This is a genomic window from Hyphobacterium sp. (genome assembly GCF_965217055.1).
In the GTDB taxonomy this organism is placed as follows: domain Bacteria; phylum Pseudomonadota; class Alphaproteobacteria; order Caulobacterales; family Maricaulaceae; genus Hyphobacterium.
Genome location: NZ_OZ244227.1, coordinates 1,981,621 through 2,005,132, shown reverse-complemented (window position 1 = coordinate 2,005,132; position 23,512 = coordinate 1,981,621). Strand labels below are relative to the sequence as shown.

At 59.1% G+C, this 23,512-nt stretch carries 14 protein-coding genes and 1 tRNA gene; 7 read left to right on the top strand and 8 right to left on the bottom strand.

The window, feature by feature from the left end; all coding sequences use genetic code 11:
- Entirely contained in the window at positions 1–522 is a 522-nt protein-coding gene (locus ACOOFN_RS09965; protein ID WP_420430996.1) for a GcrA family cell cycle regulator, read from the bottom strand.
- A 212-nt stretch (positions 523–734) separates the two neighbouring features.
- Here ACOOFN_RS09965 and ACOOFN_RS09960 point away from each other — a divergent pair, with 212 nt between their 5' ends.
- The 3 genes from ACOOFN_RS09960 to ACOOFN_RS09950 are packed head-to-tail and all read left to right on the top strand — an operon-like array spanning position 735 to position 3,694.
- Complete coding sequence (locus ACOOFN_RS09960; RefSeq protein WP_420430995.1) at positions 735–1,550, top strand: ABC transporter permease; 816 nt, start codon at positions 735–737, stop codon at positions 1,548–1,550.
- Between the two features lie 60 nt (positions 1,551–1,610).
- On the top strand, positions 1,611–2,792 hold the full coding sequence (locus ACOOFN_RS09955) for an aspartate aminotransferase family protein (protein ID WP_420430994.1): 1,182 nt from the start codon (positions 1,611–1,613) through the stop codon (positions 2,790–2,792).
- Positions 2,793–2,797: 5 nt separating this feature from the next.
- A complete protein-coding gene (locus ACOOFN_RS09950; protein WP_420430993.1) occupies positions 2,798–3,694 on the top strand; it encodes an Hsp33 family molecular chaperone in 897 nt (298 codons plus the stop codon).
- Here ACOOFN_RS09950 and ACOOFN_RS09945 read toward each other — a convergent pair.
- Complete coding sequence (locus ACOOFN_RS09945) at positions 3,689–5,146, bottom strand: TrkH family potassium uptake protein (protein ID WP_420430992.1); 1,458 nt, start codon at positions 5,144–5,146, stop codon at positions 3,689–3,691. The two genes, ACOOFN_RS09950 and ACOOFN_RS09945, sit on opposite strands and share 6 nt — an antisense overlap.
- 18 nt (positions 5,147–5,164) lie before the next feature.
- The gene (gene apaG / locus ACOOFN_RS09940; RefSeq protein ID WP_420430991.1) at positions 5,165–5,581 is read right to left on the bottom strand and encodes a Co2+/Mg2+ efflux protein ApaG; all 417 of its coding nucleotides are present in this window, start codon (positions 5,579–5,581) and stop codon (positions 5,165–5,167) included.
- A 111-nt stretch (positions 5,582–5,692) separates the two neighbouring features.
- Between apaG and ACOOFN_RS09935 the strand changes: the two genes are divergently transcribed.
- The gene (locus ACOOFN_RS09935) at positions 5,693–6,706 is read left to right on the top strand and encodes a 2'-deoxycytidine 5'-triphosphate deaminase (protein WP_420430990.1); all 1,014 of its coding nucleotides are present in this window, start codon (positions 5,693–5,695) and stop codon (positions 6,704–6,706) included.
- A gap of 60 nt (positions 6,707–6,766) precedes the next feature.
- Positions 6,767–6,840, top strand: a tRNA-Gly gene (locus tag ACOOFN_RS09930).
- A 55-nt stretch (positions 6,841–6,895) separates the two neighbouring features.
- On the opposite strand, the gene ACOOFN_RS09925 is transcribed toward ACOOFN_RS09930, so the two are convergent.
- Complete coding sequence (locus ACOOFN_RS09925) at positions 6,896–9,454, bottom strand: ATP-binding protein (RefSeq protein WP_420430989.1); 2,559 nt, start codon at positions 9,452–9,454, stop codon at positions 6,896–6,898.
- On the opposite strand from ACOOFN_RS09925, the gene ACOOFN_RS09920 reads away from it, so the two are divergent.
- The gene (locus tag ACOOFN_RS09920) at positions 9,453–9,884 is read left to right on the top strand and encodes a hypothetical protein (RefSeq protein WP_420430988.1); all 432 of its coding nucleotides are present in this window, start codon (positions 9,453–9,455) and stop codon (positions 9,882–9,884) included. The two genes, ACOOFN_RS09925 and ACOOFN_RS09920, sit on opposite strands and share 2 nt — an antisense overlap.
- Positions 9,885–9,991: 107 nt before the next feature.
- Entirely contained in the window at positions 9,992–11,161 is a 1,170-nt protein-coding gene (locus ACOOFN_RS09915) for a tyrosine-type recombinase/integrase (protein ID WP_420430987.1), read from the top strand.
- A gap of 40 nt (positions 11,162–11,201) precedes the next feature.
- Here the strand turns inward: ACOOFN_RS09915 and drmB are convergent, their stop codons facing one another.
- The 4 genes from drmB to ACOOFN_RS09895 all read right to left on the bottom strand — a co-directional run bounded on the left by drmB (position 11,202) and on the right by ACOOFN_RS09895 (position 23,444).
- The gene (gene drmB / locus ACOOFN_RS09910) at positions 11,202–13,040 is read right to left on the bottom strand and encodes a DrmB family protein (protein WP_420430986.1); all 1,839 of its coding nucleotides are present in this window, start codon (positions 13,038–13,040) and stop codon (positions 11,202–11,204) included.
- A 2-nt stretch (positions 13,041–13,042) separates the two neighbouring features.
- On the bottom strand, positions 13,043–16,525 hold the full coding sequence (gene drmA / locus ACOOFN_RS09905; protein WP_420430985.1) for a DISARM system helicase DrmA: 3,483 nt from the start codon (positions 16,523–16,525) through the stop codon (positions 13,043–13,045).
- On the bottom strand, positions 16,522–19,758 hold the full coding sequence (locus tag ACOOFN_RS09900) for an Eco57I restriction-modification methylase domain-containing protein (RefSeq protein WP_420430984.1): 3,237 nt from the start codon (positions 19,756–19,758) through the stop codon (positions 16,522–16,524). Before ACOOFN_RS09900 ends, drmA begins: the two co-directional genes overlap by 4 nt.
- Before the next feature lie 701 nt (positions 19,759–20,459).
- Complete coding sequence (locus ACOOFN_RS09895; RefSeq protein ID WP_420430983.1) at positions 20,460–23,444, bottom strand: helicase-related protein; 2,985 nt, start codon at positions 23,442–23,444, stop codon at positions 20,460–20,462.
- Positions 23,445–23,512: the final 68 nt, after the last annotated feature.

Genomic DNA, 23,512 nt, shown 5'->3' with positions numbered 1-23,512 from the left:
CTAGAAGTTCACGCGGCGGGTGGCCTGAAGCGCATCGAGCGCCGCAGTCGCGTCCGACGTCTTGCGCTTGCGCTTCTGTTGCGGCTGGTAGGCGATCTGCGAATGGGCCTCGCAATACGCATCACCGGCCTTGGTGCGATGACCGCAGAACCGGAAATCGCCACTCGCCGGATCACCCAGCGGCCATTTGCACATCGAGTCCTTGAGTGTCAGCACCGTCGCGAATTCGCCGTTCGGCAAGGGTTCGGGATCCGGCGCCTGGATCGCCGGCTCGACGGACTTGCGTGGCGCTGGCGCTTTTGCCTTGACCGGCGCGGCAGCGGCCACGCGAGGTTTCGGCGTGCGCGCCGGACGGCTCGACGGACGGGACGGCGCCGCGCGGCCTGACAGTCCGAGACGGTGCACCTTGCCGATGACGGCATTGCGCGTGACGCCACCGATTTTCTTGGCGATCTGGCTGGCCGACAAACCCTCCGCCCACAACTTCTTCAACTCTTCTACGCGCTCGTCCGTCCAAGCCATTTAAGTGCTCCGCCAATCCTGCGATCATACTACTGGAAGTGTTCTCACCTCTCCTGATCGCAATATGTTGTGTCTGATACGAGATACAGTATCGAGAAGTTGGCCTGCCACAAGATGCAGCCGCTGATTCGCCTGTGGAAAGCTGATTCGTTCGCAGCGCCGATCGGCTTACGGGCTCGCCGACGCTGACGCTCCGTGCTAGGTCCGCCGCTATGACAGACACCGCATCGAACACATCCGCACCCCAGCCGCGCCGCTTCGGCGTGCTCAATACGCTCGGCCTCTGGACGTTGTATCGCAAGGAAGTCCAGCGCTTCTGGAAAGTCATGTTCCAGACCGTGTTCGCGCCGGTCGTAACGACGCTGCTTTTCTTCGCCGTGATCAATCTCGCTTTTGGCGATCGCCGCGGCGATATCGCGGGCATTCCGTTCTCGGAATTCCTGGTGCCCGGCCTGATCCTCATGGGGCTGCTGCAGAACGCTTTCGCGAATTCCTCGTCCTCGATCCTCGTCTCCAAGGTGCAGGGCAATTCCGTGGACTTCCTGATGCCGCCACTGTCGCCACTCGAACTGATGATCGCCTTCATCGCGGGCGCCGTAACGCGCGGTGTGGTTGTCGCAATTGCGACCGGCGTCGTCGTGGCATTTTTCGTCGATCTCCGGCCTGACCACATATGGGCAATCCTGTTCTATGGCATTACCGGCGCGTCCCTCTTGGGAATGGTCGGTCTGATTGGCGGCGTCTGGGCCGAGAAATTCGACCATATCGCGGTGATCACAAACTTCATCATCACACCGCTGACATTCTTGTCAGGAACGTTCTATTCCATCGAGGTTCTGCCTGAGCCCTTCTACACATTGAGCCACATCAATCCGTTTTTCTACATGATTGACGGCTTCCGGTACGGCTTCACCGGCCATGCCGATGGCAGCATCGTGACAGGGATCATTTTCATTCTCGCGCTCAATGCCGTGTTGATGACCGTATCCTATCGCGTATTGCGCTCAGGCTGGCGCTTGAAGAGTTAGCGCCGGACGCCTAGAGGACACTTCTCGAACCACTGCATTGATCGACTGGGAGACGCCGCCATGCCTGCACCGCTTATGGACACATACGCACCGCCGGATCTTGTTTTCGAGCGCGGCGAAGGCGTCCGTCTCTACACCGGTGAGGGCAAGGCCTATCTCGACTTCATTTCCGGGATTGCCGTGAACGCTCTGGGCCATTGCCATCCCAAGGCCGTCGCCGCTCTCAAGTCGCAGGCCGACAAGCTCTGGCACCTCTCCAACATGTTCAAGGTGCCCGGCCAGATCGAGCTCGCAAAAAAATACACCGACGCAACGTTCGCGGATCGCGTCTTCTTTACCAATTCCGGCACCGAGGCGGTGGAAGCCGCCTTGAAGACCGCACGCCGCTATTTCTTCGACAAGGGCGAGCCGCACCGCTATCGCATCATTACCTTCAGCGGTGCCTTCCATGGCCGGTCTTACGGCGCGATCAATGCGGGCGGTAATCCCAAATACCTAGAAGGTTTTGGACCCCGCATGGAGGGCTTTGACCAGGTCGAGTTCGGCGATCACGAGGCGCTGAAAGCCGCCGTGACCGAAGAAACAGCAGCGATCCTCGTCGAGCCGGTCCAGGGCGAAGGCGGTGTTCGCGCTTTGCCCGAGCAGTGCCTGCGCGGCTTGCGCGAACTCTGTAATGAGCACGGGCTTCTGCTGATCTACGACGAAGTGCAATGCGGCGCCGGACGCACTGGCAAGCTGTTCGCCCACGAATGGGCCGAAACCGCCCAACCCGACATCATGGCAGTGGCAAAAGGCATAGGCGGCGGCTTCCCCATGGGCGCTTGCCTGACCACCGAAGCCGCCGGCGCGCCGATGGTCGTCGGCACCCATGGTTCGACATTCGGTGGCAACCCGCTGGCCATGGCGGTCGGCAATGTCGTCTTTGACGAGCTGACGGCCCCGGGCTTCATGAATCACGTGAACGACGTATCGAATTTCCTGAAGCAGCAGCTGGGTGGCCTCGCTGACCGCCATGCCAGCGTCGTGCAGGAAGTCCGCGGCAAGGGCTTGCTGGTCGGACTGCGCCTGGTTGATGACGTCGTCAATCGCGAGTTTGTCGGAAAGGTCCGCGAGCGCGGGCTATTGATCGGCGCCGCGGGCGACAATGTTGCCCGCCTGGCTCCGCCACTGGTCATCACCGAACACGATGCCAGCGAAGCCGTGTCGATCCTTGATGACACGCTGGCGGATGTCGCCAAGTAGGGCTTATGTCTGATCCTCTGGGTGAATCCGACGACATTGTCGCCGTCTTTCAGGTTGACGGACACTCGGCGCGCGGCCGCATCGCGCGCATGGGCTCCGTGCTGAATGATATCGTGTCGGCACACGATCATCCGGCGGCGGTGCGCCGGCTGACAGGCGAAGCCGTGCTGCTGGCATCGCTGATCGGCGATTCCCTGAAATTCGATGGACGCCTGATCATTCAGGCCAATGGCGACGGCCCTGTCCGGTTCGTCGTGGCGGAATGGATTAGCGGCGGCGCCGTGCGCGGCTTTGCCCAATTCGATGGCTGCGATGTTCCCGCCGATGCCGGCGTTCCGCAATTGCTGGGCAAGGGTGCCTTCGCCATGACCATCGATCCCGGAGAGGGCATGGAGCGTTATCAGGGTGTCGTCGCCCTCGAAGGCGACACACTGGCCCAGTGCGCAGAGCGCTATTTCGAACAGTCGGAACAGACCCCGACGCGCATCCGGCTCGCGGTTGGCGAGGACATGAAAGCCGGCGGCGGCTCGATCTGGCGTGGCGGCGGAGCCGTCATGCAGCAGATCGCGGCAGACGATGCCCGCGGCGATGCTGCCGAGGACTGGAATCATTGCCGTGCCCTGTTCGAGACCATCGAGGATGACGAGCTGATCGACCCCGAGATCTCGGCCGGCACGCTGTTGTTCCGCCTGTTCCATGAGGATGGCGCGCGATTGCTCGAACCTGAGGGTCTGCGCAAGCATTGCCCCTGCACGCGCGAGCGCTTGGTTCGCGTGCTCGCCAGCTTTTCCGACGAGGACCAGTCCGACATGGAAAAAGACGGCACGATCGGCATGACCTGCGAGTATTGCAATAGACTCTGGGAATTCACGGCCGACGAGGTCGCCGCCGTCGAATCATGATTGCCAGAAGCGCGGTGTAAACAGGATCAGCACCGTCAGGACTTCCAGCCGGCCAATCAGCATGTTGGCCATCATCACCCATTTCGCCGCATCCGGCAGCGGCTGGAAAGTGCCGGCGGGACCAATGATCTCGCCCAGCCCGGGCCCGACATTGGCCAGCGTTGCCGCTGCGCCGGACAACGCCGTCGTCGTGTCCAGCCCGATCGCACCAAGGATCGCCGATGACAGCGTGAAGATGGCGATGAAGGCAAACAGGAATCCGAGCACCGAATAGACGGTTTCCGGCGGCACCGGCCGCCCCCCATAGCGCAACGGCGTGATGGCGCGCGGGTGGGCCAGCGAAATGATGTGTTGGCGGATCGCCAGCAAGGCAATCTGATAGCGGAATATCTTGACCGAACAGGTGGTCGAACCGGCACAGCCGCCCGCGAACATCAGCACGAAGAACGCGGCAGTGGCGGGAGCGCCCCACACGCCGAAATCGGCGGTTGCATATCCGGTACCGGTGATGACCGAGATCGTGTTGAAGGCTGCCGTCCTGATCCCCGCCGCTGGTGCATAGAGATCTGCAGCAACGACGAAGACAGCCATCGCCATGATCGCCGCCACCACAAGCGTGGCGAATCCCCGGATCTGCGGATCCTGCCACAGAGCGGCCGGACGGCCCCTGACCACCATCAGATAGGCAGCAAAGGGCAGTGATGCCATCAGCATGAAGACCATTGCCACGACATCCGAACCGCCAGCCGTGAACGCGCCCAGGGAAGCATCTCGCGTCGAGTAGCCGCCGGTGGCCAGCGTTGTCATCGCATGCGCAATCGCGTCGAACCCGCTCATGCCGGTGAAGGCGTAAGCCATGGCGCAGATCAGGGTCAGCGACAAGTAGATGAGCGAGATGGCGGCAGCGATTTCAGCGGCGCGCGGCAACACCTTTTCCGAAGCATTGTCGGAGGATTCCAGCTTGAACAACTGCATGCCGCCAACCCCGAGGAGCGGCCAGATGGCCATCGCGGTCACAATGATTCCGACCCCGCCAATCCATTGCAGGATCGCGCGCCACATCAAAAATCCGGGTGGCCGGCTGTCGATTTCCGTCACCACGGTGGCACCGGTCGTGGTCAGGCCGGAAATCGCCTCGAACAGCGCGTCGATAAAGGTCAACCCATGGCCGCCATACCGCATCGGCAGCGCGGCAATGATGGCCAGGACGAGCCAGGATCCCGCGGTCACCAGGAAAGCCGCCCGCGTCGTCAGATCGCGCTTCTCGGTGTTGACCGCAATAGCGACAGCCAGACCGAGAAAACCACACCCCGCGGCGGACCACAGAAACGCCCCCGCGCTTTCCATCTCGCCCGCGTTCAGATCGATCAGCGCCGGGATCAGCATCGCGGCGGCCAGGCTCGCGACCATGATGCCGAGTACGAACAGGACGGATCGGACCGAATCGCTCATGCAATCGCCAGACTGTCGCTAATGGATGCTGGTCGGATCATGCGGGCTGTCGAGCGAAAAGGCGGGAATGACCGCATCGAAGCGGTCGCCGGATATTCGTTCCATTTCGAAACTGCCACACATGAAGCCCGACGGCGTCTCCAGCGGCGCACCTGACGTGTAGGAAAACCGCTCTCCGGGATCGAGGACCGGTTGTTCGCCAACAACGCCGGGGCCGCGCACCACTTCCACTTTTCCGGTGGAATCGGTGATCGACCAGTGCCGGGAGATCAATTGCACCGTTTGCTCGCCGCGATTTTCGATCTCGATCGTATACGCCCACACAAAACGGTGCTCCGCCGGTTCGGACTGACCCTCCAGGAATTCCGGCTCGACGCGGACAAGGATGCCCTGCGTTTCGCATTCATATTGGCGGTTAGCGCAAATCGTCGTCATCTCGCGATGATCACCCCGAATCCGCCCGCGCTCAAGCCCCGCTCTACGCACTTTCGCGCGCGCCCGAATTCGCCTAACCAGATGGCACACATCTAGCGGGCAGGCGTAAACATGGCGGCAGGCGGCATCCTTCCGGATTCAGAGATAGGTTTCCTTGCCGGAAACGGGAATGTGGCGTCGGCATTGCCGTTGGCCGACGGTCAGGTGCAGCCGGCCAGCCTCGATTTGCGGCTCGGCACCCGCGCCTATCGCGTGAGAGCGAGTTTCCTGCCTGGTCCGGCCCGTACGGTCAGCGAGGTTCTGGAATCGGGCCTGGTCATGCACGAGCTCGACCTGTCTGCCGGTGCCGTGCTGGAGACCGGCTGCGTCTACCTGGTTCCACTGATGGAAACGCTCGACCTGCCGGCGGATATCAGCGCCGCCATGAATCCGAAAAGCTCGACCGGGCGCATCGACGTCTTCACCCGTGTCATCGCCGACAATGCCAGCGCATTCGATCAGGCGCCGGTGGGATATTCCGGCCCCCTCTATGTCGAGATTTCCCCTCGCACCTTTTCAATTCTCGCCCGCCCCGGTGACCGCCTGGTTCAGGCCCGATTCCGGCGCGGCAAGCGGGCGATCACCCGCGAGCTGACGGTTTCGGTGGACCTCGAGGGGTTTGACGGTCGAATCGGCTGGCGTGCGAGACGTCATGCCGGCCTGATCGATCTTGCCGGAATCGGCGGCCATGACCCGTTGCATTTCTGGGAGCCGGTCGACACGCGCGATGGCCGGCTCGTGCTCGATCCCGGCGAATTCTACATTCTCGCCTCGCGGGAGGCGGTGACCATACCGCTCGACGAAGCGGCCGAAATGGCCCCGATCGCGCCCGAGATCGGTGAGTTCCGGGCACACTATGCCGGATTCTTCGATCCCGGCTTCGGGGTTGCCGAAGCGGGCGGAACCGGTGGCCGGGCTGTGCTCGAGGTCCGCGGCCGCGACGTGCCCTTCATCCTTGAACACGGCCAGCCAGCCGCGCGTCTGGTTTACGAACCCATGACCGCACCGCCCGACAGGCCGTACGGTACCATCCGCTCGAATTATCAGGCGCAAAAGCTGAAGCTGGCGAAATATTTCTCGGATTGATGTCGATGGTCCGCGCGGCTTGTGCGCGACCGCGTCAATGCTAGTTTGCGGCTCGGCATTGCGGGTGTAGCTCAATGGTAGAGCAGGAGCTTCCCAAGCTTAAGACGAGGGTTCGATTCCCTTCACCCGCTCCAGCCTGATTTCATAAGGTCATACAATACAGGCATGGGCAGCAGGCGGTCCGCGCGCCTATCCGGCCTTGCGGCCCGGCGCGGCGGTCTTGCCCTGCCCCACGGTGAGCACCCGCGCGATCTCGGCGAGCAGCTGACGCACCTTGAAAGGCTTCACGACCAAACCGTCGAACAGGTTTGAATCGGCAGAATTGGACCTCGCGATGTCCGCATCCGCGGTCAGCGCGATGATCGGGGTGTCGACACCGCGTGCCTTTAACCGCTCGGTCGCCGTCACGCCGTCCATCTTCGGCATGTGTACATCCATCAATATGACATCGAATGTCTGGCCGGACGCGATGTCCAGGGCTTCCTCGCCATTGGCGCAGACCGTCAATTCATGATCGTTCTCGAGCAGTCCCAGGATGACCTGCTGGTTCAGCACATTGTCTTCCGCGACCAGTACCCGCAGCGATGCCGGGACGTCTGCAGGGGCATCGCTATCATCCATCGTGACCGCGCTGTGATCCCACACGCCCAATGCCGGGATGTCGACGTTAAAGATGGTACCCTCGCCCGGCGTCGACGTGAAATCGATCACGCCCCCCAGCCCGTCGGTCAGCCGGCGACTGATGGCCAGTCCCAAACCGGTTCCGCCGAACTGGCGCGTCGTCGACCCGTCAGCCTGGGAGAAAGGCTCGAACAAGTGATCCTTGAGCGCCGGATCCATCCCGATACCCGTGTCGATGACGGAAAAGCGCAGCCCGCCATGAGGCCCGAAATCAGTAGCCTCGACACACAGCGTTACGCTGCCGTTGCGCGTGAACTTGATCGCATTACCGAGCAGGTTGAACAACACTTGCTGGATGCGCGTGGGATCCGAGACCAGGAATTGCGGCACGTCGGCATCGATATGGAGATTGAATCGCAGGCCCTTTTCGTCGGCCTTGACCTTCATCAGCTCGAAAACGCGCGAGACCATTTCGCGAGGCGAGAAGGAGATCTGTTCCAGCACCATCTTGCCGGCTTCGATCTTCGACATATCAAGGACGTCATTGATGATTCTAAGGAGGGTATCCGCCGAATGCCGGGCGATCTCCGCCCACTTCGATTGTTCTTTGTCGAGCTCTGAACCACCCAGCAATTCGAGCATGCCGAGAATGCCGTTCATCGGCGTGCGGATTTCGTGACTCATCGTCGCCAGGAAATCCGACTTGATCTTCGCAGCGGCTTCGGCGGTGCGGCGGGCCCGGGCCAGCTCGTCGAGCTGACGCCGCCGGTCGATACCCATGGCGAGGATCGAGCCGAAGCGTTTCAGGAAGGTCGCTTCCCCCTCATCCTCTTGATGGCCGTGAGGCAAGTAGACCACGAGCACGCCGATCAGTTCTTTGCCAATCGTGAGCGGGATATTGTAGTGGCCGTGCGGCTCCATGCCATCGAAGCGGTTCACATGGCGCTCGTCGACGCAATCGGCGTGTTGCACTTCGCGTGTCTGCGCCGCCAGACCGCACAGGCAATTCCCGACCGGCACCTCGGCACACAGGCGCTCGATCTCGTCGCCAAGCGAGATCGAACAGGTTAGTTTCAGCGTTGTGACGCCGCCATGGGTTTCCGCCAGGAACACACCGGCTTTCGCCTCGATGGCCAGATTGTGCGTGTGATTGATGAGGCCGGATACGGCGAGATGAAGGAAATCGTCGAGGGCTGTATTCGCCATCGCATCGATCAGCGCATGGGTCAGGACTTCTTCGCGGCGGAAACGTTCCTCGGCTTCCTGCTCGGCGACTTTCAGCTGCATCTCCTGGCGTTTCGCCTCGCGGATGTCCTGGGTCAGCCCGTAGATCACGCCCGTGCTTTCACCGCTGGTCTCGACACGCGCGAATGTCCGCACCCAGCGATAGCTGCCGGTCGTCAGCCGCAGCCGGTGTTCGCAATCGACGGCGGGCCCGCCTTCCAGGTGACGTTGCCAGAGATCGGCCATTCTGCGCCGGTCATCCGGATGGATCAATTGGAAGACCTCATCAATCGTCCGCCCGCCGATCAGGGCCGAGCCGAGCTCGGTCGTCGGGTCTGTCGGCAAGGACATGCGACCGCTCTCGACATCCGCCTCCCAGGCTTCCGCATTGGCCATCAGCAAGGCCTGCCGCATCCGGCTCTCGCTGCGGCGTACCAGCGTCTCGGCGCGTTTGCGTCGCGTGATATCGAAACTGATGGACACGAGCGTCCGGTCTGATGCGCCCTTTCCCTGCACGGCGAAAGTGATCGATTCCAGCCAGAAGCGGCTGCCGTCCTTGTGGCGGGTACAGATGTCGCCACGCCAGCTGTACCCGCTGTCCAGGGATCGCAGAATTCCGTCATAGAAGTCATCCGGATGCGCGTCTGACAGGATATCGTCAAAGCGCCGGCCGATCAGGTCTTCCGCGCGATAACCGCTGACCTTGCTGAAGGCTTCATTGACCCGGATGATATGTCCGGCGCCATCGCACACCGACACAATGGCGTTTTCGTCTAGCGCGACCTGATAGGCTTCCAGCGACGCAATGGCCTGCCGCGTATCGTCGTTGGCGCGCGGCAATCCTTCACGCAGGCGGGGTTGCGGCGAAAACAGGCCATTGTTGAAGGAAAGCGAACCCGGCATGAACCAGACTCCGGTGCTGAGCATCGAATCGGTTTGCAAGAAATTAGAGGGCTGCGCCTTAACAAAACACTCGCGCTGGTGTTGCTGGCGCAGCTGCAGCTGCAACAGATCTGCGACGCCGGCAGGCCGGTTAATCGTCACCGGATATCACAATTTGCTCGAGCTCACGGACTTCCGTCAGGAAGCAAGGCAATTAAAAAAACGCCGACGCGGCGGCCAGTTTCGTCGCCCGGTGGGCGACGCGATCAAAACCATTGAAAAGAACAGCGCACCCCATCGGGCGCAGTCCGAACAACTTAAAAAACGAGGGGCGGTGTTTGAACGAGGTGAGAATGGCGCACCGGGGAAGATTCGAACTCCCGACCCCCAGATTCGTAGGGCGATCTGGAGCGTTATTTCAGGATATTTCTCGATATCCGAAAATAGATAACCAACTGATTCCTATTGTATATCCAGATTATCGCGTTAGATGCTCTTATCCGCGAATTTACGCCATGTGCGCCCATGGTGCGCCCACGAAACGCGGAGTCACGAGACATGCCAAAGCTCACAAAGCGACTGATCGATGCGATGCCTCTCAACGATCAGCCGGCTTATGTCTGGGATGATCAGCTGAAAGGTTTCGGAGTGCGCGCCTCGGCCAATGGTACGATGTCCTACTTGGTCCGATACAGGGTGGGAACCGGTCGGCGGGCTCGGCAACGCAAGCTCACAATCGGGCGGCACGGCTCGCCTTGGACTGTAGAAACCGCGCGCAGAGAAGCGCTGCGAATTTTGTCGAGTGCTGCGCATGGCGAGGACATTCTCGATGTTCGCCAATCGCAGAACGCCGAGCTCCGGTTTTCCGAACTTGCCAAGAAGTACATCGCCGAGCACGCCATTCCCAACAAGAAGCCGTCATCGGTTCGCGAGGACCAGAGGCTCTTCAGGACAACACTGCTTCCAAGGTTTGGCTCGTTGCGCGTGGCCGAGATCTGCGAACGGGACATCCTCAAGCTTCACTCGGACCTGGCAGCGACGAAGTCCAAAGCCAACCACTGTCTCTCCCTGCTCTCAAAGATGTTCAACCTCGCCGAGACGTGGGGCTATCGCGAACGTCGCACCAATCCGTGCTGGGGCATAAGGAAATACAAGGTCGAGCCCCGCGAGCGCTTTCTCAGCAAGGAGGAAATAGGCCGGCTCTTCTCCGTCCTGACGGAGGCCGAGACCGACGGCGCCCACCCTCACGCGATTGCCATCTTGCGCCTGCTCATCCTCACCGGCGCGCGGAAAGGCGAGATCATCTCGCTGGAATGGCGCGAGGTCGATCTCGAACGACGAACGATTGCGAAAAAAGACACCAAGACGGGCCGACGCGCCGTGCCGATCAGCAAACCAGTCGTCGACATCCTGTCTGGCCTCGAGCGGCAAGAAGGCTCATCCTTTGTGTTCCCGGCCGCACGTGGCGACAGCCACTTCCAGGGCCTCACCAAGGAATGGCTCCAGATCCGCAAACGCGCTGGTCTCGAAGACGTCCGGATCCACGATTTGCGGCATACTTTTGCCAGCATATCCATCATGAATGGCGTCCCGATTGCGGTGCTCAGCAAGTTGCTCGGTCATGCGTCGATTACGACTACGGAACGATATGCACACCTATCCAACGACCCGGTAAGGCAGGGTGCCGAAGAAGTTGGGTCCGTTTTTTCTGGCTGGTTGGCGAATTAAGTCATGCGACGCGCGCACGTTAACAATGGGACCATAGTGCCTATAGTCCGCCAGTTCTAAAGAGGGCAAAGAGCGACAGTCGATCGAGTAACATGTTGCGCTTCTCACAGCTTGTTTCAGCGGTGAATAGGCAACCATGACACGAAGCGCCAAACCCGGAAAAGTCATCATTAGCAATCGGAGTTGGGCTCGTGGAGCATATAGGGTCGTTCCCGCAGATCTCGATGCGTTCAAGCCCCCTGCGGACCAATTCTGGAATGCGTTTGGCCTGTTGAAGGAGACCGCCCAGCGTACCCTGGGATCCGCTACCTGCCGCATAGATTAGAACGCCAATCTTCGAGATGCGTGCCGCACCAGGCGAAGCAAGCGCATATATCCGTTCGCTCAATGAGGTCGAGGGATATCCAGCGTCCAAGGCTATTTGTTCCATCAACATGTGCGATAGGGAGTGCGCAAAAACATAGGCGTGCCCGGGATAGATACTTCGGTCGGACTGCTTTCGCTGCCACTCGGAATACCGTTGTTCAACTTTCTCAAAGTGTCTTCGAGCACCGGTCTCGTCGAGCTTCTGAGCAAACCATTCTGGATCAATCTGCAGAAAAAAGCCTTCTCCAAACTGTTCCATTGCAGGCAGCCACCTGACTTGCTCATCGAGAGGCTGGCCTCGGACCTGGAGATTAATTTCCTCGAACGTCTCATCGAAAGGAGAGTTTGCGGGTTCCAATCGCGTAAAACCGTACAGGGCAGTTACCACGCATAGTCTGCTCATCTCCACGATATCGCGGATGAATCCAATTTCTATGCCATCGCGCCCAATCCATTCCGGGCGCGGAACCCGCCTTCCTGTGAGGCGTGCAGCCAACCCTTCCGAGCCTATCGTCTGCGCTGAGGTAAAAAATTCAAATTCAGCTTCTTTTGGATGCTGGACGATCGGACTTGCCGCAACCTCAGCTGCCTCTGTTTCACGAACGGACTGGATCGCCTTCCATATCTCTTGATGCGAGTATCCGGAAAAGGCTTGCCGTACATCTTCTTCGCCAAACTTCAGAGCCATTGCGACTTCTTCGACGTTCTCGGCGCTCTTCATCTTCGGATATTTGGCAATGACCATTTCGAGGTCATCTGGATCTTCCGGTAGCGCAATGAGGCTCAAAATCTGGCTATAATAGTTATTGATGGCTCCCCTTGTCATGGGCACTAATATTTCATCACAGCCCTCATCCTGCTTGCCCCGAAGCCAAGATCGCCGGCCGACGCAGGGGCCCAAAGTCCCAGCCCCGGCATACAACTCGCTGAGTGGCCGACGAGCACCGCAATCACAAAGAATGTCGATATATTGAGGATCGCTTCCGGAGCTCCGGTCCTCGAACCACATATCCTGCTGACAATTCTTATCAGGCGCATTGACGTGAACAAACCACCGCCAATCGATGTCCTGGACATGGCCGTTCTTGCAGGCGCCTACCCACCGAACAGGCGTCTTTGTCGTATTTTTTTTCGGTCGATCATTCGCGGTATACCGCTCAAGCTTCTGCTTTGCTGCTTCCGCTCCGGTTGCTCCAGCCTGGGTTACGGTCACCCAGCGAGGAAAAATGACCGCCGGAACGGCCGGTGCCTCGCCGCGGTTGACGGCTTCCTCATTGAGCGGCGGCTCCCATAGTTCGAGCTCTGCGTCTTCCGCCAGCCAACTGCCTCCCTCGGCGTTCTCGAGCAGTTTTTTGAGATAATACACAAGACGTCGCTCACGTATTTTCCGCGGCTTGTAATTTGGCCATGCACCCAAGCCGCGGATCATGACTGATGACTTGGGTAAATCGACAATCGAGCCGGGCCCAAAGGTCTGAATAAGCTGCGCCAGCCGGATTTCGTCTATCGCCATACCTATGCGCCCTTCGACAAGTATTCTTCGATTTCGATCACAACGCCGGGTTGCACATCTCGCATCGACCATCCGGCCTCGAACAGCTTGAACTCATCACGTAGTTTGGAGAGGTCCTGCAGTGGCGAGTGCATCAGCCCGGCATCATCAGGCTGGTAAGTGTCCCAGTTCAGCCCTTCGCCCTCGCGGTCAGCGATGATTGATATCCACGCCGCAATCAACCGGTCGAGTTCAGCGTCACACGCGAACCTTGAGGAGAGGAAGTCGCGGGCCTGCAGTACAGCCGGGTGATCCACAGAAATTGCCTGCGCGCCCCGTGGCGGAGTCAGCTCTGGATCCAAGTGCCTGACCAAGCCCGCAAATACCGCACCGAGTGCGCGGTCCAATGCGCCAGGCGCGCTGGGTGTCACGCTTGTGGCCTCGACCGCTCGGTAGAAGGCTTGGTGATAGGTCTCGAAATCCTCGTAATGCGCACGGTCGCGAGCGCGGTGCATGTTGAGAATAACCGCAACCAGCCCTGGCTTTTTGTCATCTCGTCCGACACGGCTGGTAGCCTGGATGTACTCTGCCGCGCTTTTTGGCTGATTTTGTACCAACATCAAACCCAGCCGAGAGATGTCGAGGCCAACCGAGATCATGTTCGTCGCCAAGGCTACGTCGAGAGGCTTCGGTCCTTTTGGCTCCTCGGCACCAAAAGCAAGCGCCAAGCGCTGCTTTGTTTCGGCTACCTTGTCCGTGGAATCACGGGACGTGAGCTCTTCGGGCGCGCCGATCTTGCGGCCGGCAAATGCGCTATCACTTTCGTCCTGTCCGGACCTCACGCGCCGGCTATTCCAATCTCGCAGATTTGATGAAACTTCGTCCTCGACGATCCGCCGCGTCGCGCCGAGTTCGCGTAGCGCGTTAAAATAACAAAGCGCTGTCATGTACGGATCAGCAGGGTTCTTCTCGCCGGCCGCGGGTGCCTCATCGAAAGCCTTTTGCGCCGCCGCCAACAGAGGCACGATTGTTCGAAGGTAAACCTTCCGCGGACCTACACCGAGTGCGCTGATGCCGAAATACTGTCGTTGGCGGCTACGGTCCTCTCGTACGATGGCGAAATAGCTGTCCTTGCGGCTGATGCCCGGCGGCGGGAAGATCGCAGTCTTATCTCGGCCAAACAGTTTCTGGATCTGGTCATCGGCCCGGCGAACCGTTGCTGTTGACGCAATAATCTTGGGACCTCGCAGCTTGCCATTGATCTTGCGACTGGCGAGTCTTTCAAGGGCCGCCTCATATAGGCCGGCAACTGTACCAAGCGGACCTGAAATCAGGTGAAGCTCATCCTGAATGATCAGGTCAGGTGGCGGAAGGCACTGGCGCTGCGGATCGAGAAGCTTGCCGACCCCGGGACTATCAGCACCGTAGAAAGTGAGGTGTTTGAGATTATCTGGAGACTCAATGCGGTCGACGTGATCGAAAAAGCGGCCGATCTCACCGCGGCGAGGCAGTGCAGCGAATTTGTCGACCGTCGCGACGATGAAAGCAGGAAGGCGGTCGTAGATTTCTTCGTCGACCGCAAGGACGGGGAGGCCTCCCGTCTCGGCACTGAAATCGCATTCCAGATTGCCGCAATTGATCAACATTCGCTTGCCGACAACCTTGTAGGTGTCGGGGTCGAACGCCGTTCCGCACCAAGGGCATTCTGTAATCGGCGCTGGCGGTCCACCGCGCTTTCTGCGGTGCCATTCAATCTTACCGTAGGCGTTTTTCGGCGGCGATTGGTCTTTCTCGCCTTTCGCGCCAATCTTGTTGGGCGTGGCGCCGGATCCGACCCACAGGCCTATTTCAATGGGTGCTTTGCCCAGCAATTCCTGACCGTGTTCATCTTTCCACTCGTCCGAGCGGCGAAGCAGTTCCAGGGCGCAAATCATCGCGGCTGCACGGCCCAGCTGGTCGAGTGTCAGCAAGCGCAGCGTGTAGCGCATGATGACGCTGACGCCGCTACCCAGCCATTCGGGGTTTTCGAGACGGCGAAGGGCAATCTGATAAGCAGCCAAGCCCAGATAGGCCTCGGTCTTGCCGCCGCCTGTCGGGAAGAAAAGCAGATCGACGATAGCTCGATCATCGCTCAGCTTGTCCGTCATCCCGCGCAGATTGAGCAGAATGAAGGCGAGCTGGAACGGGCGCCAGCCGGGCTTTTTAATCGCCCGCGTGTTCTCCAAATAGGATTTGATGGCCAAATTCATCGCCTTGAAGGCCAGCTGCGCATTTCGGCTTGATCGAAGCAGCTCGACACCAGCAACCATGCGCTCATGTGCGGCGCGCTGGTTGGCGATGAGCATCTCCGCTATTTCCCGCCGTCTTGGAACATCGAGCTTGGCGATTTCGCTTTCCTGGGCCGCGATGAAATCTGCCAGATAAGCGGCGGGAAAGCGTGCGAGCGTGTCAGCGAGTTTATCGGGGCTCGCAGTGAGCTCCGCCAACCAGCCCATGTTGAACTCACTGAGGTCAATCAGAGCATTATTCTGATCGACCTTTTCGACGTGTACGGCGGGCAGAGGGTCACTCCACACACGACCGGCACGCGTGCCTTCCACCAGATCATGCCCGGTTCCAACGTTTCGGCCACCGACGAAGCGGAGAATGTCGGAATAATGCAGATCATGCAGCCGCAGATCGAAATCGTCTGCGGCGAAACCGCTCATATCCGGATTGCCGATAAAGCCGCCCGGGGTTTCAAGCGTCAGACCCGCCTGAAATATGTTGGAAACATTCTTGAAGCGATTGGCTGCAGTGCGCTTGTTGACCACGAAAACGGTCAGGCTGATCGCACGCGGCCAATCTCTTCGATCTGCAGGGCGCGGCAGACGGCATTCCTGGGCAACGATGTGCAGAACCACGCCGCCGCCTGGGAGGCTGGGTGCTGCAGTGCCGTCTAGCAGCAGCTCAATCCCGCCAGGCGTTTCAAGCGCACGGTCGATATCATCGCGTGAGATGCTCCGTTCGATCGTCCGCGGGTCGCGCTTCCAGCTGATTTCGTCGGCGATGGATTTCGGGGAGCCTTTCAGAATCTCCTGACTGATCGGCGGTTCAGGGATGTAATTGGCAAAACGGACTGTGGTATCGACCTGCTGGCAGTCCGGATCGACGAAAACGGTCAGGCCTAGACTGGACGGTTGAATGCGCCGGTTCTGGACGTGGCTTCGCCCCCCATCCTCGTCATCCTGGGCCGGCGCGTTCGCGTCATCCTGTTCTTCCCCGAGAAGCTCCGTCGTCAGGTCCTTTTCATCTGCGTCGCTGACCATGGCGACTTCGTCCGCGGGCACCAGAAAGCCGAAAAGGTAGAAGGATGAGGGCCGGATACCGGGGCGGAGCGACTCGCGGTTCGCCATGTGATCGTCATGCGCGAAATGGCGCGTATCGGGTCCAAAGACATCGCCGCGCAACGCGGAGAGAAGATGCTCTCGGACACCGGCCGAGGTTTCAAAATTCGTTCCGCTCATAACAATGAACCCTTGGTTTCCAGTTGCAGCATAGGTGCGGATTTGGTTTTCGCTCTTCCTGAACGCTCAGCTGCTGCACGTTTCTTGTTCAGATCCAGGAGACGGGCGAGCACCTTGTCGCGAAAGGCGGCCGGCCAGAACAATCGGCCCTGATAGGCGAATTCCGGTTCGTCATCTTCTGTCAGGAAACAGGGCTCGAATTCAGCGCCGGGGGCGCACAACTCGGCCAGATCCTCCCAGCCATAGGCGCGCAAGACGGCATCATCCATTTCGGCATGAAGGCGGCGCAAGGTCGCGATGTCTTCTGAGCCCTCGAGTGGGTTATGGAAGCGGTTATAGGTTTTCGTGAGGCCTTCGTTGCGAGCGGTCATAAGAGCAGCGCGATTAGCGAGGTAGCGATCGGCGATGTCTTCGAGCACCGCATTCTCGCGAAAACCCTCCGGCATGGGGAAAGTTTGAAAACAATCAGTCGGCGTGTAACGCAGACGATCCTCCAGGCTGGAACTCAGCAAGCGCGCCCAGACCTCGTGAATGCGGGACTGGAGGAGGGCGAGGCCGGTATCCGCGATGGAAACAAAAATGTTGAGCGAGTTTGCGTAGAACGCTGATGAGTCCACAGCCGCTACGCCGTGTATAGACGATGTGAACAGCATCGCTGGAACCGTGGATTGATTGAATGACGCTCGTGTGAGGCCCACTCGTCGTTCAGCGAACTGCCACCATTTCCGTCTGTAAGCCTCCCGTTTATCCGTGAGCCGCGACGGCTTTACGTAAGTTTCCAGAATGTTCAGCAGCTCGGGCCAATCCGCCGCAACCGGACGGTTGTAATCGCGCGGCACGACGCCTTCTCGAAGCATTGCAGTTCGTTCCGCTTCGCTGGCCTCACTCCACAGTTTGAGTTCAAGGTCGCGCCGAAGGGGAAAATCCTCGAAATCGATGACATAGCGATGGTGTTTGTGCTTGGGGTCGTTGTTGACCTCTTCGCCGCCCAGATAGGGCTTTATCCGCTCTGCATTGCGCGGGTCTTTTTCGATCAAGTTATGCATCGTCGACAGGGGCTCGCACTTGCCCTTTGCCGAATTCACGTCGTCAAAGGTGAAGCCCATGCCGAGAATGATGGATCCCTGAAAAGCGATCCCTTCATTCTCTTTCAGAATGGATGGCGTCGAGTCCTCATTGCCTTCACGCAGGAATGCTGAAACTCGGCTGACCGGGCGGCCATCCAATTTTGGTGAAGGCCAATCGGCATTGCCCTTCCCTGTGTGCACGGTCGAGACCACAACCGCTGCCGCGCCTGGCCATTTTACGCGGCGTTGAGCACGGTAGATCGTCCCTCCGGCTTCCATCAATAGATAGCGTAACCCACTCTCTCGCGTATCGCCTTGTCCGATCGTGTTAGTTGCAATCAGGCCAAAGGCTCCGCCCGCACGCAGCATCGCATAAGCGCGACGGAAGAAGTGAGTCACCAGATCCGCATTGCCATGGGCACCGGGGCTGATGACTTTCAGCCAGTCGGTGTAATTGTCGCGATTGCTGTTCGCGACGGTGTTTTTCCCGGCAAAGGGCGGATTGCCGACAAAAGCGTCAAACCCGGGATTTGAGCCCGAAAACACTTCTGGAAATTCAATCTCCCAGTGGAAGATATTGATCGGGTGTTCGCCCTGCCGAAGCCGTCGCGAATATTCACGTGCGAGTTCCCATCCCTGGGTCTGACCCAGCACGAGACTCTCGTGGAGCTCCTTCAAATTCGTCTCGCGATCTTTGGGCTTTTTCTCGGAGAAGAAGACGCCAATCACGGCATCACCCGCGAGCCGGATATTATCGAGCGCCTTATCAGCTGTTTTGAGCCGGCTGCTTTGTATGTCGAAAGTGACATTGTCCGGAGCGCTGCGGATGGTCCGCCGGATGTCGAGTGCATCGTCAACCGCCTTGTCAAAGGCCGTCGAGAACATGAATTGCCTGATCGTGTCGCCTTCCCAAGTCATCCGCTTAATTTGGGCCAACGGGAGCCCGACCAGGCTGTCGCCGGTCTTCAGGGCATGGTCGAGGAAAGAGAAATCCTCATCACGCGCAAGTGTGATCAGCCAGAGCGAAAGCTTGGCGAGATCCGTGGCCATCGCATTCTTGTCGACGCCATAAAGGCACCTTTTGGCGACCTCACGACGGGCGAAGATATGCGGGTCGTGCCTGGCCTCGTCCGGCAACAAGTCCGGGTGACGCTTCCAGGCTTGTTCAAGTCGTTCGCCCAGCGCCCGGCAGGCTTCTACGAGGAAGGCGCCAGATCCCATCGCCGGATCACAGACTTTCAGGGCGAGGACTTTATCCGGGCTGGCATCGTCGCCCAGCTGATCGAAGATCGGGCGCAGCGCATCGGCGACAATCGGTGCGGTCAGGCTCCTTGGGGTGTAGTGACTGCCAGATTTCCGGCGCTCATCGGTCGGCTGCAGGACAATTGTGCCTGGCGGAGAGACGAGTTTGGCCGGCGAAGCGCGCTCGTCGATGGATCGATCGAGGGATGCCAGCAAGCCAGGAATATCCGTGGCGGCCTTCAGCGCTTTGTTCTGGGCGTCAGACGGATCGAAATTGATCGTGTCCTTGAGATATTTTTTTCTATCCTTCCCGGCTTTCGCCAACAGCTCTTCAAGCTCCACGAAGGCCGGGATAGTCGGACTGCCCGCATTGGGCTTCACGCGAAGCGCGATCGCCTGGCCGCCTGTGCGGGTGACTACGAAACCCATAATGGTTTCGTAGACCGAGCCGATCTGCTCGACATCGAGTGTTTTGTAGGAGAGCCGCTCCCCATTGAGGATCAGCAGCTGACGCAGAACTTCATGAATGCAAGCATCCGAAATCGGCAGGACATCAGCCGTGTCACCCTCTTCAAACCGTCCTTCGAGGAAGGGGAAGGTGTCCGGGTTGAAGAGCTTGCCGCGGCGCGGATGCATGAAACTCTTGCCGCTGCCGTCATGGATGAGCCGGAACAAGCCGAGCAATCGACCCCAGGCGCCATATCGATCATCCATCGTGTCAGGGTGTTGGGCCCGGTCTTCCTCCAGGCGCGCGAAGAGGTCCCGGACCGAATAGCCCTGATCGTAGATTCGCTTGGCTTCTTCATCCTCGCGGGACGGAATGAGATCTCTGTCCTCGGCATAGAGAACGAAGACGATGCGTAGCAGAACCGATAACAGGCCTTCGTAGACATATTGCGGTTGCCGGTCGGCCAGCCGGCCCATCGCTTCCCGGGTTTCAACGCCGGCCGTGAAACCGCGCATCAGCGTGTAAAGCGCCCCGAGCACCTGCTCGGCGAGCTTGGACGAGACGGTGTTCTGGTGCTCGCGAGAGCGCCTTAATATGCCATCGAGCCGACTCTCGTCGCCGCCCCAGATTGCCCCCTTGCCAAGCAGGAGTTTGAGGCCGCCCAGCATCGGGCGACCCGCGGTTTCCGCCATCGCCGATATCGGCCATTCCAGAAACCCTGGCGTTTCTCCGGGCGGCGCATAGGTCAGCCGGATCGCTTGATCGGTGACCAGGACGCCCTGCTTGACGCCGGTTTCGCGAAGTAGGCGTTCGAAGGCCTGCTGGTGTGAAAAGCCCTCCCAGCCCTCGACCGCGCCCTTGGCATCCGGATCCTCATTGCCAAGTTTGCGGACCAGAAGGCGCACCTCGTCTCCTTTCGTCGAGACGATGGCCGCGTCGGCAGTTAGCGTGACATTGAGTTCGGTAAGCCGCTTGGTGCTCAGCTCCGGCTGTTGTGTGCGGGGGATGATGAACTTGGCCGGCCACCCCAAAACGTGATCCGCGATCTGCCAGAAGTCACCGCGACACTGTTCATAAGCTTCGCTGTCAGAGCGGTCCTGCAAAACAGGTGCTTCTTCCAGGGCGGCTGCGGACACGACCAAGCCTTCCTGGCGGACATGCTTGAGCCAGAGATCACTCATAGCCGGAAGCCCTCCGGAAGCAGATAGACAAGGCCAACGGGCTCGAGACGGCGCGCCACGATTTCGTACATTCGACGAACATCTTCGGGTTCGCGCGCGATCTCCTCATCGATCCGGGTCAGGCGCCGTCGCCAGTGCTCTTCATCTTGTTTTCGTTGCTCGATGTCGTCAGATGTTCGCAGGTCGAGCGCCATCTGAACCTCGGCTTCCGGCTTCTCGATTTCCCGACGAAGCGCGCTCTTCTGTCCTTCCAGCAATTTGCGGAGTGAGACAGAATGGGCATCTGCAATCTTCGACAGGTCTTCCCGCGCTGAAGCCTCGATGATCTCCGCGCGATCGTGCAGAAGCGGCCGCAGCGCTTGGGCGTCATCGACCGCTCGCGCGCGAAATGCGGTCTGGATGTCCTCCGACGCCAATACCGACTCTTCCACCGCATCCGCCAACTCCCGCAGAACCTCGCGCGCTGTTCGCCCTTCGTCCTTTAGAGGGGTAACGCTGGCGGTGTTGATAGAGGCCGTGATGGGAACAATTTCGGAATGCAGTGACGCCGCACCTTTCGCATAGAGAGAAAGCCGCCCCAACAAGACGCACCGCGGTTGCGCGCCTTTGGTTTGAAGTATCGAGGTCCGTTCCAGACGCGATCGAAAACCTTGGGCGTTGAACTGCGATAGGAGGCGCTTCACCAGCCGGTGTTCGATGTGAAGCTGCTCCACCGATGTATCGAGTCGATCGCCGTCCTTGATAGGATAGAAGCTGACTTTCTTGGGCCGAACATTAGCCTTGTATTCGGCTTCGGTTTCTCCGCTCTTTCTGGGTCGCGTCCTCATCTCGTCGAAAACTGGTCCCCAATCGCCCGAACGGAATGAGACGTTCTCGGCGTCGATCTCGAAGACGTCGTGATCCGAATAAGAGTCGCACTTCCGCAACCCGCTAGGGGCAACCCGTTCCACCGCATTGAGTAAAACGCCCTGCAATGAGTCTTGCGAAATTGCCTTCTGTTTGCGTGATTGTTCTAGGCGCCGCTCAACTGTTGCCAATTCCTCGACGAGCAGCTTACGGCGACGATCCCGATCGGGTGACAGGCGCAGCTCTTCCTTTTGACGTTCCGCTTCCAGGTAAGATTCGCTTGTCAAATCTGCTTCGAGCTGCTTGCCGGTAACGCCAATGAGGCCGTTTTCCTCAAGGCGCTTCTGAAGTGTCTCGGCAATGACTGGACCGATTTCACCCAATTCCCGATTGATCCGCTCGGTCTTCCTAACCAGAGCGTCGAGAATGCGGTCGCTCTCACGGTTTTCGTAGACGAAATATCGGCAATGAACTTCGGGCATTGGCTGAAGGCGCCGATCAATTCGGCCATTGCGCTGCTCAAGGCGAGACGGGTTCCATGGAAGATCAAAGTGAAACAAATCATAGCAGTGGTGCTGCAAGTTGATGCCTTCACGGGCCGCATCGGTGCAAAGCAATATGCGAAGCGGATCGGCGGCGGGATCGCTGTTAAACCTCGACTTTAGCAATGCGCGCTCATCAAGCGACGACGAACCCGTAAAGCACGCAATCCGATCGTCGTCTTCAGACAGGTCGAGTTGTTGAAGCAGCTGTTTTCTGAGCCACTCCAGCGTGTCAGCAAACTCGGTAAAGACAATCAGGCGTCGTCCATTCCATGTCGCGCCGCTGCCCATATTTGCCTTCACCCACTCCGCGAGCCGCCGTGTTTTGGCATCTGTCTTCAAACGGACTGATTTTGAGAATTCCAAAAGGTCGGACGCTTTCTTTCGGTCAGCTTCGCCCAGGGCCTCCAACTCCTTCTCCAGGGTAAGAGTAAAGGCATGTACACAGGACATCAGGCGCTGCTGCAACCGGATCGCGGAGCGGTGATGGATGTCAGCGCTTGCAAGAAACTCGACGAGCTTGTCTGAAACCTGAAGCTCGTGACATTCGGATGCGGTGTCCTTGAGCGAAATCGGTTCGACGACGCGTTTGGGAAACGGCGTGTTGGTCAACTCGCGAAGGTCCGTCTTCAATCGCCGGACCATAACCGGTTCGTGCTCCTCACGGCTGACGTCAATGCCCCGCGTAAAACGTCTGGGATCTAGCATCTCCAGAAGTGCCGAGAACGAGTTCGAATGACCGTTGTGAGGCGTCGCTGTCAGGAACAGCCGATGCTCGAACCTGGCCGCCAAATCTCGCACCGCCCGTGTCAGCTGGGTATCGAGCCCATAGGCATCGCCATGAGAAGGCGCAACGTGGTGGGCCTCGTCAAGGATCAACATCGAGCGGGCCCGCAAGTCTCCGAGCACCGCCTGAAGGCCATCCGTGTAAGCTGGCTCGCGCAGTAGAGTGTGAGAGATGATGTATCCGCTAGTACTGTTCCACGGATTGTAGGCGAAGCCACGCTTTGCTCGCATGTCGGCGACAAAGTCGCGATCAACGATCTCAGCAGAAATACCGAATTTCGACGCTAACTCCTCCTTCCATTGCAAGGTCATGCTTGCCGGAGCCGCGACCACGAAAAAGTCCAGCCGCCGCCGAAGCATAAGCTCGCGCATCACCAATGCGGCCTCAATCGTCTTACCCAAACCTACATCGTCAGCGATCATTAGATTTACGCGCGGTAGATCGAGCGCTTTCGCCAGCGGCACGAGTTGGTAAGGCGAGATCTCAATTCCGGCTCGGAATGGTGCCTGAAAAAGCGCCTGATCCGCCGAGGTCGCGGTTCCCCACTGCAGGGTTTGGAGAAAAAGCGAAAAAGCATGTGGGTCAGATGGCGCCTTGCGACCCAGGCTTTTCCATGCCTCATCATCGACCCGTTTGAAGTCGATCTCGCAAGCCGGGATTAAGGTCTGCGCCTGCCCTTGGGCATCATCATCGATACAGACGACCTCGATAAGCTCTGGGTCTGCCTCCGTCGCTGATGTTTGCTCCACAAGCCAGTGTCGACGCCGCGCGCGGATACAGCTACCAATGGTTGGCGTGGTCTTCATTTTATACCTCTATGCGCATAAAGAGCACGCATCGAAGGAGCAATCAATCTGGCTAGAGTTCTGAATTG